Origin of the sequence: Wolbachia endosymbiont (group A) of Icerya purchasi, from assembly GCF_947251635.1 — a bacterium.
Classification (GTDB): Bacteria; Pseudomonadota; Alphaproteobacteria; order Rickettsiales; family Anaplasmataceae; genus Wolbachia; species Wolbachia pipientis.
The window spans coordinates 248,936-263,178 of record NZ_OX366357.1; the positions used below are offsets into that span (position 1 = coordinate 248,936).

The 14,243-nt window shown below is 34.1% G+C and carries 9 protein-coding genes, 1 tRNA gene and 2 pseudogenes; 11 read left to right on the plus strand and 1 reads right to left on the minus strand.

Features of this window, described 5'->3' with window-relative positions:
• Window positions 1–247: 247 nt before the first annotated feature.
• Window positions 248–324, minus strand: a tRNA-Met gene (locus OPR17_RS01325).
• Window positions 325–384: 60 nt separating this feature from the next.
• On the opposite strand from OPR17_RS01325, the gene OPR17_RS01330 reads away from it, so the two are divergent.
• The 11 genes and pseudogenes from OPR17_RS01330 to OPR17_RS01380 all read left to right on the plus strand — a co-directional run bounded on the left by OPR17_RS01330 (window position 385) and on the right by OPR17_RS01380 (window position 14,208).
• On the plus strand, window positions 385–2,340 hold the full coding sequence (locus OPR17_RS01330) for a ComEC/Rec2 family competence protein (RefSeq protein ID WP_265021837.1): 1,956 nt from the start codon (window positions 385–387) through the stop codon (window positions 2,338–2,340).
• A gap of 66 nt (window positions 2,341–2,406) precedes the next feature.
• A pseudogene (locus OPR17_RS01335) lies at window positions 2,407–3,270 on the plus strand (IS982 family transposase); the annotation flags it as partial.
• Window positions 3,271–3,300: 30 nt separating this feature from the next.
• Window positions 3,301–4,196, plus strand: a pseudogene (locus OPR17_RS01340) (IS110 family transposase).
• A 219-nt stretch (window positions 4,197–4,415) separates the two neighbouring features.
• Window positions 4,416–5,645 (plus strand): lipoprotein-releasing ABC transporter permease subunit, encoded by a 1,230-nt coding sequence (locus OPR17_RS01345; RefSeq protein ID WP_265021839.1) that lies wholly within the window; start codon window positions 4,416–4,418, stop codon window positions 5,643–5,645.
• Window positions 5,638–6,369 (plus strand): hypothetical protein, encoded by a 732-nt coding sequence (locus OPR17_RS01350; RefSeq protein ID WP_265021840.1) that lies wholly within the window; start codon window positions 5,638–5,640, stop codon window positions 6,367–6,369. Before OPR17_RS01345 ends, OPR17_RS01350 begins: the two co-directional genes overlap by 8 nt.
• Window positions 6,366–7,586: a heme biosynthesis protein HemY gene (locus OPR17_RS01355; protein ID WP_265021841.1), complete on the plus strand. Its 1,221-nt coding sequence runs from the start codon at window positions 6,366–6,368 to the stop codon at window positions 7,584–7,586. Before OPR17_RS01350 ends, OPR17_RS01355 begins: the two co-directional genes overlap by 4 nt.
• 198 nt (window positions 7,587–7,784) lie before the next feature.
• Window positions 7,785–8,657 carry an ATP synthase F1 subunit gamma gene (gene atpG, locus OPR17_RS01360; RefSeq protein WP_265021842.1) on the plus strand — a complete coding sequence of 291 codons (873 nt, stop codon included), beginning with the start codon at window positions 7,785–7,787 and terminating at the stop codon, window positions 8,655–8,657.
• 18 nt (window positions 8,658–8,675) lie between these two features.
• A complete protein-coding gene (locus OPR17_RS01365) occupies window positions 8,676–10,010 on the plus strand; it encodes a TldD/PmbA family protein (RefSeq protein WP_265021843.1) in 1,335 nt (444 codons plus the stop codon).
• 174 nt (window positions 10,011–10,184) lie between these two features.
• Entirely contained in the window at window positions 10,185–10,436 is a 252-nt protein-coding gene (locus OPR17_RS01370) for a cold-shock protein (RefSeq protein ID WP_006279919.1), read from the plus strand.
• A gap of 35 nt (window positions 10,437–10,471) precedes the next feature.
• Window positions 10,472–11,698 carry a DEAD/DEAH box helicase gene (locus OPR17_RS01375; RefSeq protein ID WP_265021844.1) on the plus strand — a complete coding sequence of 409 codons (1,227 nt, stop codon included), beginning with the start codon at window positions 10,472–10,474 and terminating at the stop codon, window positions 11,696–11,698.
• Window positions 11,699–11,901: 203 nt separating this feature from the next.
• The gene (locus OPR17_RS01380; protein WP_265021845.1) at window positions 11,902–14,208 is read left to right on the plus strand and encodes an AAA family ATPase; all 2,307 of its coding nucleotides are present in this window, start codon (window positions 11,902–11,904) and stop codon (window positions 14,206–14,208) included.
• The last annotated feature ends 35 nt before the right edge of the window (window positions 14,209–14,243 follow it).

The following is a 14,243-nucleotide window of genomic DNA, read 5'->3' on the forward strand; positions in this document are numbered from 1 at the left end:
TGATGTCTTAAACGCTTTATAAGCGCTTTTCAGCTTACGTGGGTAAAAACCCAAAATTTTTATAAAGACATAGTATGCATATAGTGCAAAAATTAAACAATAGTACGCCAAATACAAGTCTTCTTGTCGTTTTAACTTGCACAGATTGGGAAGTTAAATAATATAGCTTCAGTTTCATGATAAGGGGGCTGGCGAAGGGTGTCAAGTAGTTTCTACCTGAAACCACAATATTCGCACAGTTGGAAAATGGTTGCGGGAGTAGGATTTGAACCTACGGCCTTCAGGTTATGAGCCTGACGAGCTACCGAGCTGCTCCATCCCGCGTCGTTGTTTATTTAGTTATTATATATACAATAATAGAAAATAAAAGAACAAAATCACCCCATGGTTGTAACTTTTCTCGACATAATAGTTAGTTATATACGTCATAATGAAAAATATAACTTGATACTGTGGCTTCCTGTTTTTCAGTGTGCAGGAATTTTAACCTATTTTTCCCTAAGTTTTGAACCAAGCTGCATATCTATTTTTCTTTTGCTTTTACCCACACTAATTTTGATTGCAATATTGTATAAAAGGTACGCGATATTGTGTATCGCTTTAATTGCAGTGCTCATAGGATTTACAGCTAGTAAATTAAGAACAGCTTTAGTTGATACTCAAATTCTTGATAAAGAGAGATATGTAAAAGATATCGTTGCCACAGTGAAGGATATTAACGACAGGGGCTCATATAAACAATTTCTGCTTTCTGTTGAAAAATCCCCTACTATCTCAAAATCCTCTCCTGTTATCCCAGTGCCCCCTTTTGTCATCCCAGTACTTGATACTGGGATCCAGAAAAAAAAGATATGGATTCCAGCGTCACGCGCTGGAATGACACCGGATAGAGCTCTAGATAACATCAGAATATCAGTTAGAACCAAAGTGGAAAAAGGCATTAAAATAGGCGATCAAGTAAAATTATCAGCAAAACTCTTCCCTCTAAAGATTGCGCCTTCGGAGTATGCATACGATTTTGCAAGAATAGCATATTACCAGAAAATAAGTGCAACAGGTTTTGCAACAAGCAAAATAGCCCTACACAAAAAGGCTGAAGCAAGGCAATTTCTAGAGTATATAGAATCTTTCCGTCAATACATTTATGAAAACCTGCAGCAAAATATCAAAAAACCACATGCGGATATAATCTCTGCATTACTGATCGGTAAAAAAGATGGCATAGATCAAAAAACTATGGACGCGATACGAGATTCAGGTATAGCACATTTGTTTGCCATATCTGGTTTGCATTTATCATTTGTTGCTGGTCTGTTTTTTATAGTGTTTCGTAATTTATTCGCAATATCTGAAACTTTGACTCTTAAGTATAACACCAAGAAAATATCTGCATTTCTTACTATCTTGCCAACCACGTTCTATTTGTTGATTACCGGTATGCAAATTTCTGCTCAGCGTGCCTACATCATGGTGATTTTAGTACTCGTTGCAATAATGATAGAGAGAAAATATCGAGGGTTAATAGCAATTGCGTTTGCTGCTGCAGTGATACTTATCATAGAACCAGAAGTAATTTTAAAGCCTGGCTTTCAGATGTCATTTTCTGCTGTTTTGGCACTGGTTGCCAGTTATCAAATTAATGCTAATAAATTGTTCAAAATAAAAATAATGAAATATTTTGTGTCGATAATGATTAGCTCAGTAATAGCAAGTTTAGCAACTGTTCCGTACACGATATACAATTTTAATTATTTTTCAATTAGTGGCATTATCACAAATTTAGTTGCTATACCAATAGTTACATTAATTATTATTCCACTTGGAATAATCTATGTTTTGTTGATTCCTTTCGGTATTGAATGGATTATAGCGCCACTTATAGAACGCCCAATTGACAGCATTTTGTATATAACAAACGCTATCGCTAGTCTTCAGTATTTGGTTATTCCCATTCGCACTTTTCCTGCATCATCAATTATTATAATAACACTTGGTTTATTGTGGCTGTGCTTGTGGGAAAGAAATTGGCGTTTCTTCGGAATTTTCTTTATTGTGCTGGGTATTTGCTTTAGCACCGCATATAAAACCCCCGACATACTAATAAATGCTGATAATGTTGCTGTAAAAGAAAGTGATAACTTACTATATTCTCTCACCAGGAAAAATAGGAACTTTGTTGTCAAAACATGGGCGAAGCAAAATGGGCAGAACCAAATTTTGAATCATAAAAAATACAATAACTCAGATAAAAGTCTAAAGTGTAACGATTATGGCTGCATATATAATAAAGGAAATAATAAATCAGTGTTGCTAGCTTATAAGACGCGAATTCTGGATTAAAGGAGAATAGAAAAGGCAGAAAACAGGGTAAACTCAGCAATTATAAAAAAATAGATGAGGTTACCCATGGAAGACATAACAAAACTGTTTTGTTTGGTCGATGATTTTTGCAGAGATATAGAGAAAAATTTTGCAGGCAAACTACTGCCAAATGGTAAAAAACCCACAAGAACAACGGAAATTGAGCACTTTGAAATCATGACAATAATCCTGCTATATCAACAATCTCCGTGTAAAAATTTCAAAACTTTCTATCTACATTACCTAACGTTGCTCTACAAATCAGAGTTTCCAAAGTTGCCTTCATATACCAGGTTTGTTGCTCTAAAGCCTAGGGTTTTGTGGCATTTAGCAATGTTGTTGCATTGGCTTTGTGGACAGTCAGAAAACACTGGAATTTCATATATAGACACAACTCCCATTGCAGTTTGTCATGCAAAAAGAATATCCAAAAACAAAGTTTTTGCTGGAATTGCAAAATTAAGCAAGAGTACTTACGGCTGGTTTTTTGGTTTCAAATTACATATGGTAATCAATGAAAATGGTGAAATTCATGCACTTACGCTAACAAAAGGCAATGTTGATGATAGGATACCTGTGCCAAATTTGACGGAAAAATTAACCGGCCTTTTGTTTGGTGACAAAGGTTATATTGCAAAAGAGCTTTTTCAGAAGCTGTTTGACCGAGGTTTGAAACTTGTTACCAAGGTGAAAAAAGGTATGAAAAATACATTAATTTCGCTAAATGAGAAGATTTTACTGAGAAAAAGGTCTATCATTGAGACTGTTTTTGGTTACCTAAAAAATAGACTAGAAATTGAACACACTCGCCATAGATCCCCTGTTGATTTCTTGGTTCATATCTTTTCTACTCTCATCTCCTATTCCATCAAATCCAAAAAGCCTTCTATTTCCTATACTTCCTTCCTTAATCCAGAATTCGCGTTTCTAGGTACAAAAATGGCTAGAACAGTTTTCATTGGTATTGATGTTTCAAAAGAAACACTTGATATCTCAATCAACAATAAACATCAGCGTATAGAAAATGTAGAGACAGCTATATCTGAGTTTATAAAGTCAAAAATGGCTAACGTATTTGTTAAGTTATGTGTAAACAGGTGGTTATGAAAAACTTGTCACAAAGTTGTATAACATAGCTGTTCACAGAGCTCACCCAAATCGGGTATATGCATTTGCAAAAGCCTGCAACCACTTTGCAAAAACAGATAAATTAGATGCAAAATTACTAGAAAAATATGCTGAATTTATCACAAAAAATGACGAGGTAGTAGAATACATAGTTTCACAAAAGCAAGAAGAACTAAAAGAGCTAAGAGCAGTTGAGCGCAATCTAAACGATGAAGTTCACGCAAATAAGTGTCGTTTGCATAAGGTTACAGGAAAAGCCAGGGAATATATAGAAAAACAGATAGAATTTGCAAAAAAACAATTAGAGCAAATTAGGCAAGACATAGAAGATATAATAAACTCTGATCCTGATTTGAAGAAAAAAAGCAAACTGCTAACTAGCTATAAAGGTGTTGGACGGAAAACCGCAAGTATCCTACTCATAGAGGTTAGCAGGTTAGATAATAAGGAAATAGCTTGTCTAGTTGGAGTTGCACCAAAAACTAGTGAAAGCGGAAGGAAAGTGAGCAAAGCCCAGATCATAGGTGGCAGATTTTATGCTCGAAAAGCATTATACATGTCTGCTGTGGTTGCAATGCGTCATAATAAAAAAATGAAAGCAGCGTTTAGTTGACTCTGGCAAAGTCGCTTTAGTTGCTGTAATGAGAAAAATCATCATTTGTTTAAATACTATGATAAAAAACAATAATTCTTATCTTGATGTTTAAGACGGTAGATGCCAGTGTCAAGCACTGGCATGACACCATTTACTGTATGAATTACCTTAACAAAAACAAATGTTCGTATAGCTGTGTGTTAAGGTATTGAATATATTCTATAAGCCTGCTAAATTTAAGGAAGCAAAAATCTCTAGTTTTCAAATAAAGAAAAGTCTACAATTATATGAAGTTTCAAAAATATAATGTTTAACCTCAAAATATTTTGTAATGTCCATTGCCTTTGAAATTACTATGGCTGCTTGCTATTTGCGAGCGAAAAATGCCAGATTTTGCTCTACAATGACTTTGTTCTCTATTATCGGCATTGCCCTTGGAGTTGCAACACTAATAGTGGTGATGTCTGTGATGAACGGATTCAGAGCAAGGTTGCTTGACTCAATACTTGGCATTGATGGCCATATTAACGTTTATTTTGATAGGAACATAAATTCAGATTACTACGCAGTTTCAAAATCTATTGAGAGAATTCCTGGTATATTAAAAGCTACTCCTATGACCAATGATCAAGTTATTATTGTAGCAAATGGTAAAATTGCAGGTAGCGTAGTGCGAGGTGTATCAACTAAAGATTTGCTTGATAGTACTGCCGTTACAAATAATGTAATTATAGGTGATGTAAAAAAATTTGATGAAGGGGTAATAATAGGAGCACGATTGGCAGAAGCTTTGAACATTGACTATGGCGACGAAATTACGTTTATATCATCTGAAGAATTTGATGCATTACTTGGTGAAATGCCGCGAATGAAAAAATATAAAGTTATAGCAATATTTGATATGGGTATGTTTGAGTATGATAATACCTTGATATATATGCCTCTAAAATCAGCACAAGCCTTTTTTAATTATAAAAATAGCATAAAAAATATAGAAGTACTTGTAGACGACGTTACTAGAGCTGATAAGCTGGCAGATGCTATAGAAAAAGAAATAGGAATGGAAGCTGAGAGTTGGCAATCACAGCAAAGCCATTATTTTAGTGCTTTAAAAACTGAAAGAAATGTGATGTTTTTAATTCTTACTTTGATTATAGTTGTAGCAGCGTTTAATATTATCTCAAATTTAATGATGATAGTGCAAGAAAAGAAATCCGCGATTGCAATTATGCGCACATTTGGTGCAACAAGTGGAAGCATTATGCGCACATTTTGTGCTTGTGGTCTATTAATCGGTTTTACGGGAACTTGTCTTGGCTGTATTATAGGTGTCGTTTTTTCTCTCAATATCGAAAGTATTAGAGTGTTTTTAGAAAACATTACTAACGTCAAGCTGTTTGATCCTATGATATACTTTTTTTCAAGTTTGCCAGTGATATTAGTACCCCAAGACGTAGTAAATATTTCTGCACTTGCGTTATTCTTATCATTTTTAGCGACAATTGCTCCTGCGTTGCGGGCAGCTGCACAAGATCCTGCGGAGATACTACGTTATGAATAATACTCAGCAAAAGTACATAGGTTGGTTCTTAATTGTATTGTTATTTACCGGTTACATCACAATAAATAACATAAACTTTTTAAAAATAAATCAGCAAGAGAGTGAAAACAATGTGAAAGCTTTAACGGAAAACATGGATGAATTTAGAATGTTGCTTGAAGTTAATCAATCTAGAATAGAAAAAAAGATATTTGACCTCAAGAGAAGTCAGCATACTCAATGTGAGCAAGGTGATAATAACTCAAGATGTAAGAACCTTGCAAAATTGCTATTACTTGTGGTTAAAATGAAGAATTCGTTATTGCGAGAAGCAAAATTTGATAACCATATAAATTCAATAAAGCCTTTGATATCAGAGCTTGATGATCCAGAGATAGAAAATGCAGTAAATGAATTGGAAAGTTTGAAAGAGGTAGATACTTTACGTGAGTTGAAGTTATCTTTTGAGAAGACTATTGCTGTTATTAACTACAATAAAAGTACATTGTCTAAAAAAATCATTTCAAACTGGATTAGAATACAAAATAAAAATGACCCATTAAGGGCAAAATTCCCAGAAATTGAGGAGTCAATAAATGATAATGATTGGCAAAATATAACTGTTACAGCAAGCAATTTAACGCATTCAGAATTCAAGCCATGGCTGAATAAATTGAATGGTTTTATTGTAGCTTCTAAGAATATTTCAACAATATATCATCACTTGTTACAATATATCTCATGATTTATTTTATAATTTTCGCTTTTTCGTTTTTATTTGGTATATGGGTCAAGGTAAGTGGTGAAGTAATAAAATTGGAATTAGGCAATTACACTATAAGTATTGATCTATATTTCATTATTTTTACTTGTGTAGTTTTATTATTTTTATTAATTACACTTGTACGCTTTTTTTCCTCCATTTCATCAACATTTGCCAACATAAGAAATAGAAGAAGGGATAGGGAAGAATTGCTTCTCTTTGAAGCTTTCTTTAGCATAGACTTAGACAATATAGAGAATGCCCAAAAGCTAGTTAAAAGTCTGAGTGAGGAGAGCGATAGGTTGTCTTTAATAAAGCTCTTTAACTCAGGTAAGACGGGAAATTACAGCTTTTTCAGTAACGGTTTAACAAATATTGCAAATAAAAATCGTAACTTAGCTCTACTTCTAGCCAATAAGCTGATTGTCCACCTCAAACAAGAAAAAGTAGTCTTTCAAAAATTTATAGAATATTGCTCTAGTTCAATTAATGATAAAATGCTATCTATTCCCTTTCAAATAGAGCATTGCATATTGAAAGAAGATTGGATTAATGCAATTTTGAGGTTGAAGGAAGCAGTTAAGTCCAATATTTTTCTCCCCTTTGATCATAAAGAAATGTTTGCAGTGTTTTATTGCGCTTTAGCAAAGCAATATGAAAGTAAAGGAAATTTTAAGGAGGCTATAAAATCTTTATTTAGAGCACAACGTTATAGTGCAATTTTTCAGCCCATCAATTATTTAAAGGCAGAATTATATATTAAACTTGGAAAAATCAGAAAAGTTTCTGCAGTGCTAGAGGCAGAGTATACAGTAAATCCTACTCCTCAGTCAGCTAAAATGTACATCAATTTAAATAGTAAAGGTGCTGAAAGACTATACAACTTACGCCCTGATTATTATTTTAGTTACTGTTTACTTGCTTTGTCCTCAATGAGTTCAGGTAAATATGATCTTGCAAGTCAATATTTAGACACTGCTATGAAAAAAGCTAATTACATGTCAATCTACTTTGTTGTAATACAACTTAAGGTTACATTGCAAGAACACGACAAGGTAATTTATTGGCTAAACAAGATGGGCTCAGAAGCTTTGCCTGATCCAGGCTGGAAATGTAAAAATTGTAACAGGGAACTAGAACAATGGGATCATAAGTGTTCAAGTTGTAATAGTTTTAATTGTGTTTATTATATATTATAAAATTCCACAAAGTGTAGAAATTACCATTAGGCTACTTTCACATTGATATTGCTGAAGTTAGAGCACTTTCTTAATATAATCCTTATCTCCAAACAATAAACCTGCAAGTTTCTTAGCTAGACTTGGTTTTAATGTCAAAAAAACTTGCTTTTAGACACTAACAGTTATATATTTTAATAAATCAGGGTTGTATACAAAATGAAGAGCTTAAAGGAATTATCCTTAAGAATTAAGAATATTAGGTCTGTACAGAAAACCACGAAAATAATGCAAATGGTTTCTGCAGCAAAGTTGTTACAAAGCCAAAAGAAGTTATTAAATTCAAAATTATATGTATCTAAGCTGCATAACATTATTTCTTCATTAATGCTATCAGTTGATCAAGAATTACTGGCAAAAATTCTAAATGTCAGTAACGACGGTTCTTACCTAGTATTCATTGTTGCGTCTGATCGTGGCTTGTGCGGCAACTTTAACTCTTCTATTGTCAAATTTAGTCAAGAGCGTGTAAATAAGTCAATCGCAAATGGCAAAAAAGTAGATATTGTATTTCTTGGTAAAAAAGCTTTTGATGTAGGTAAAAATAGATTTGACTCTAAAAGTATCTTAAAAATTGAAAATAGTAAGGGAATCACGTTAAAGCACGTAGAAGCTTTGGTTGGTGGTATAGATCTAAGTAAATACGATAAAGTTAAAGTTTTTTATAGTAAATTCTATAATACCTTCACGCAAAAGCCAATGTTGGAAACAATAAAACCATGGAGTGAAGACTCATCCTTGATTGACAACTCTCTGGCTGGTCCAACAACAGATTACGGCTACGAGTATGAACCACAAAATATTGAATTTATTTTAAAATCTTTGGTTCAAGATTACGTTGTAATTGCTCTTTACTCTGCTTTGCTTGAAAGTGCAACAAGTGAGAATAGTGCTAGGATGGTTGCCATGGAATCAGCAAACAGAAACACTAAAGAGATGCTGAACAAACTAGCATTGCTTTATAATCGTTCTCGTCAAGCAGCAATTACAACTGATTTAATTGAAGTGATAGGTGGTGCAGAGTCTTTATAAAAATCTAAGGAATAGAAAATGAATATATTAAATATTGCAGCAGATATCACTAAATTAATAAAAAAGCAGAATCAAGACGCGGAAGTTACAATATATGAAACTAATAAGACTTCAGTTTCTCAGCGTCTATCAAAAATTGAGCAAATATCACAATCTAAAAATTGCACTGTAGGAATCAGAGCTATAGCAGGTAAAAACAAAGCTGCGTATATTTCTACAAACGATTTGAATAATCTTAGTGATACGGTAAGCCAAGTGGTAGAAATGGCAAAGAATGCGCCAGAAGATCCTTGCATTAATTTTGCTGTAAATGGTAGTAATTATACCTCTTCTGCAGATTTAAGTATCTCAGATAATAATGTTGTAACCGTTGATAACCTAAAAGAAATTGCTGAAGCTGCAGAAAATTCAGCCCTTGCACATAAGAGTATCACTAATTCTGAAGGAGCCTCTTCTTCATACGCTTTAGTGAATACAGTATTATCGACTGTTTCTGGTTTTATTGGCTCATTTAGTAAATCAACCTTTGCTAATTGGGTCTCTGTTGTTGCTGGAAGAGAAAGTGAAATGAAGGTTGGTTACGATTATGATATAGCATGTAATTTTAGTGATTTAAAGTTGCCAGAGTTAATAGGAAAAGAAGCAGCAAAAAGAGCAGTTGATCAATTGAATTCACGTACAATTAAAACTGGCAAATTTCCAGTTATTTTTGAAAAAAGAGCAGCAAAAGGGCTAGTAAAAAGTTTTGCTTCTGCTATAAATGGGAGCAGTATTATAAGCAACAGTTCTTTCTTGAGGGGTAGTTTAAACGCTCAGATTTTCAATGATAGAATTAACATTATTGATGATCCATTGTTGCCAAGATGCATAGCATCGAGACCATTTGACGGAGAAGGGATAACTAGCAAAAAAAATATATTTGTAAAAAACGGAATATTACAAAATTGGATTTTAGACTTATACTCGGTTAGAAAATTAGACTCAGAAACAACCGGAAGTGCAACTCGTGCAAGTAATGCTGCAGTTATTCCTGCAGCTAGTAACCTCTATATTGAGAATGGTAATGTATCGTTTGAAGAATTAATTCAGGAAGTGAAAGAGGGAATATATGTAACTGATTTATTTGGTTTTGGTGTCAATTTAATCAATGGCGATTACAGCCAAGGCGCTTCCGGATTTTTTATAGAAAATGGAAAAATAACGTATCCAATACATGAGATTACCATTGCTAGCAATTTGAAGGATATGTTTAGCAATTTAGTCGTTGCAGATGATCTAACTTTTTGTGGGCAATTTAATTCACCAACGATTAAAGTTAGCGAAATGACGGTTGCAGGTTCGCTTAACGATTAAAAAATTTATTTGCATCAAGTACAACAATTGTGTATTATTGTCATGTAATGTTAAGAATAGACTATGGAGTATAAAGGTTTAGTTTCAATAGCTAAGCTTAAAGCATTCTCAATCGTAATTTCAAAGTTTTTCATCACATTAGTAATGTTAGTTAATAATTTAGGAGTTGTTTAAATGGAATTTGGTAATGTAAAATGGTTTAATGCCGAAAAAGGCTATGGTTTCATCAAGCCAGAAGGTAAAGGGGGTGACGTTTTTGTACATATTAGCACGTTGGAACGTTCAGGAATAAGGCCTGAGGCACTTAAAGGAGAGAATAAAGAGAAAGGAATAAAAGGGGAAAGGGTGAGTTATGAGGTTAAAGAGGAGCGCGGTAGAAACGGAGAAGATAAAAAATCTGCAATAAATTTAAGATTGGAAGATTAATCTATTATGAAGTCTTTTAATAGGATTAACGTATTGTGAATAATTTTCATGAGATGGGTCTCCCAGTTTCGCTTACACAAGCTCTAGATAAAAATAATCTTTTTGTCCCGACCCCAATTCAAATACAAGCGATCCCTTTAGCCCTGCAGGGTAAAGATATTCTCGGATCTGCTCAAACAGGAACTGGAAAAACTTTGGCATTTGCTATTCCGTTGGTTGCTAAGTTGCTGAATGAGCCTAACACTGGTTCAGCTTTAGTCGTTGTGCCAACCAGGGAGCTTGCGCATCAGGTAACAAATGAGATAAGAAAACTCTTATTTCAAAATTCTGCACTAAGGGTCGCTTTGTTGATTGGTGGTGAGCCTATTTTTAGGCAGCTAAATCAACTTCAGAAAAAACCACAAATTGTAATAGGTACTCCTGGTCGTATTATAGACCATATTGGGCGTAAAACTTTGATTACTCGCAATGTTAGCGTTCTTGTGCTTGATGAAACGGATCGTATGTTTGATATGGGCTTTGGAATTCAAATTGAAGAGATCATGAAATATCTGCCAAAAATACGGCAGACTCTTATGTTTTCTGCAACTCTTCCTGGAGATATAGTAAAACTTGCTGAGAAGTACCTTAATCGACCAGAACGTATTTCTGTTGATTGTGAGGCTACAACTTCTGTAAAAATTAAGCAAGAAATTGTTTATGCATCAGAATCAGAAAAATATGAAAAGCTTGTTACACAACTATGTCAGCGCGAAGGATCAATCATTATCTTTGTCAAAACAAAGCGAGGAGCGGATCAGCTAGCTAACAGATTGCACAAAGATGACTATAGCGCTTTAGCAATTCATGGTGATTTAAGGCAGCACAAGCGCGAAAGGGTCATTAATTCTTTTCGTCGTGGCCGTAATCAAATCATGGTTGCAACAGATGTTGCTTCTCGCGGCCTTGATATTCCCCACATTCAACATGTTATCAATTATGATGCACCACAATCGCAAGCTGACTATATTCATCGTATAGGTAGAACTGCACGCGCTGGAGCTGAAGGATATGCGCTATCTTTTGTTACACCTCAAGATAAGAGAAGACTGCCTGCACTGGCAGACAAAGAAGGAGAGCTAAATTTTGATTGTAGTGTGCAATTTAAAAAACGTAACAGCAAAAAGGTCTTTAAAAGGCCAAGTACGTTAAAGACTAAATACGGTAGAAAAAAGATCAATGCATTTAAGAAGAAAAGCAGAGTACTAGAAAAAGCGTATTAAATAGGATTTACCTACAATTTGATAAGCGTAAAACTCGTCATTCCGCTACTCATTAGCGGAATCTATGCTGAGATATTGCGGTGCTATGACGTAGATCCAGAGTGGGATTCAAATTGGCTACAGCGAACTGCTGGATTTCAATTTTTTTAATAATTGTGTGCTATTCATTATATATGAGTTCCCACTTTTAAAGAGAATAGGAGATGATTTCCAAAAACTTAGAGGCAAGTTTGAATAGAGCACTATTCATTGCTTCTAATTTTAATCTTAAATATGCGAAAGTAGAACATCTATTGCTGGCGTTAACTAAAGACGTGGATGTAAATTACGTTTTATCAAGATGTAATATCAGAGCCGATGAAATCATCAATATGGATAACATTCTATCAAGATGCAATATTAAGGCTAATGATTATAATAATAATATAAAAGGGTTTTTACAAAGCAGTTCTGAATTGATTATCAGTGGAGTTAAACCTAGCTCAATGTTTCAATGCATAATACACAGAGCAATAATACGGGCTCATAGCTTGGGGAAAAAAGAAATAAATGGAGCAAGTGTTCTAGTAGAAATTTTGTCTGGGCAAGATTTATATGTTGAAGATCTATTGCAGAAACAAAGTGCGAAAGATTCCAATTTGATTTACCACATATCTAACATGAAATACTCTAACGATATAGATGAATACACCACTAATCATAAAGTAAAACTTGATAAAAATAATGACGCTCCTACTACAGTAAATAAAGGTGAGCTACTAAAAGATGAAGAAATTCTACAAAGTTATTGTAAAAATTTAAATGACTATGCAAGAAGCAAAAAAATAGATTATGTTATTGGTCGTGATTATGAATTAAATCGCACTATAGAAATATTATTGAGGCGTAGAAAAAACAACCCTTTATATGTTGGAGACCCAGGTGTTGGCAAAACAACAATAATTGAGGGTTTGGTATTAAAGATCATTGAAGGCAGTGTTCCGAGCGCACTCAGGTCCAGTATAATTTATGCTTTGGATTTAGGATCACTCCTTGCAGGGACACGCTACAGAGGTGATTTTGAAGAGAGAATAAAATCTATAATAAAAGCGATTGAGGCAAAACCAGGTGCTATCCTTTTTATTGACGAAATACACACTATCATTGGAGCAGGTTCTACAAGTGGTAGCTTTCTTGATGCAGGTAACCTACTCAAACCTGCGCTTGCAAGAGGTACACTGCGTTGTATAGGTGCAACCACATATAGAGAATACAGCGCTAGTTTTGAAAAAGATAAAGCACTAGCGAGAAGGTTTCAAAAAATTAATATTAAAGAATCTTCTGTTAATGAAACGATAAAGATACTAGATGGTATAAAGCACTACTATGAAGGGTATCATGGAGTATATTATACAAAGAATGCCATTAGGTCTGCGGCTGAACTTTCGCATAAGTATATTACTGGGCGAATATTACCTGATAAAGCGGTTGATGTTATTGATGAGGCAGGGGCATATTGTAAATTGCTAAGAAACAGGGGTAAAATTGTAAATAGTAGAGATATTAAGAATACCATTACTAGAATTACAAATGTGCCTTGCGGATCTGAATCTGATGATTTGCAGAAAGTAAAGTCTTTAAAAGCTAATCTAGAAAAGGTGATTTTTGGCCAAGAGCAGGCAATAGAATCTCTTGTTAGTTCTATTAAAATTGCTAAATCTGGGTTGAGAAATTACAATAAGCCTTTAGCAAATTATCTTTTTGCAGGGCCAACTGGTGTTGGTAAAACCGAGCTAGCAAAACAATTAGCAGAAAGCATGGGCATGAATCTTATACGCTTTGATATGTCCGAATATATTGAGTCTCATACGATATCAAGGATGATTGGTTCTCCTCCTGGATATGTAGGTTATGATCAGGGTGGATTACTCACAGAGTCTGTATCTAACAATCAATATAGTGTTGTGTTGCTTGATGAAATTGAAAAGGCCCATAGCGATATCTATAATATATTGCTACAAATTATGGATTATGGTTGTGTTACAGACACTTACGGACGTAAAGTTAACTTTTCCAATATAATCTTAATTATGACAACTAATGCAGGAGCAGCTGAACGTAGCAAAAGTTTTGTTGGCTTTGGGCATAAAAAATTTAACACTGGTGATAGTGAAAAAGCGATAGAACAGGTTTTTAGCCCTGAATTTCGTAATCGTCTTGATGCGATTATTTCTTTTTCTGACTTAAATGCGGATATAATTCTGCATATTGTAGATAAATTTATTCAGGAACTGAAAAAGCAGCTGACGCAAAAAGGCATAAACTGCTTGGTAGAAGATGAAGTGAAATCTTATCTTGCACAAACAGGTTATAGTAAGAAAATGGGAGCACGTCCGATAGAGAGACTTATTGAAAAGGAGATAAAAAGTTACTTAGCGGAAGAAATACTGAATCGTAAATTAATAAAAGGAAAGAAATTAAGAATCTATATGAGTAAAGTAGAAAATAAAATTGCTTTTGATATAGTTTGAAATTCTTGTTTTTTATTACACTGATAACGCGAATT

Excerpts from the sequence above, each read along its gene's own strand:
- OPR17_RS01350 (WP_265021840.1), top strand. The coding sequence starts at position 5,638 with ATGAATAATACTCAGCAAAAGTACATAGGTTGGTTCTTAATTGTATTG.
- OPR17_RS01365 (WP_265021843.1), top strand. The coding sequence starts at position 8,676 with ATGAATATATTAAATATTGCAGCAGATATCACTAAATTAATAAAAAAG.
- OPR17_RS01355 (WP_265021841.1), top strand. The coding sequence starts at position 6,366 with ATGATTTATTTTATAATTTTCGCTTTTTCGTTTTTATTTGGTATATGG.
- OPR17_RS01345 (WP_265021839.1), top strand. The coding sequence starts at position 4,416 with ATGTCCATTGCCTTTGAAATTACTATGGCTGCTTGCTATTTGCGAGCG.
- OPR17_RS01330 (WP_265021837.1), top strand. The coding sequence starts at position 385 with ATGGTTGTAACTTTTCTCGACATAATAGTTAGTTATATACGTCATAAT.
- OPR17_RS01380 (WP_265021845.1), top strand. The coding sequence starts at position 11,902 with ATGATTTCCAAAAACTTAGAGGCAAGTTTGAATAGAGCACTATTCATT.
- atpG (WP_265021842.1), top strand. The coding sequence starts at position 7,785 with ATGAAGAGCTTAAAGGAATTATCCTTAAGAATTAAGAATATTAGGTCT.
- OPR17_RS01370 (WP_006279919.1), top strand. The coding sequence starts at position 10,185 with ATGGAATTTGGTAATGTAAAATGGTTTAATGCCGAAAAAGGCTATGGT.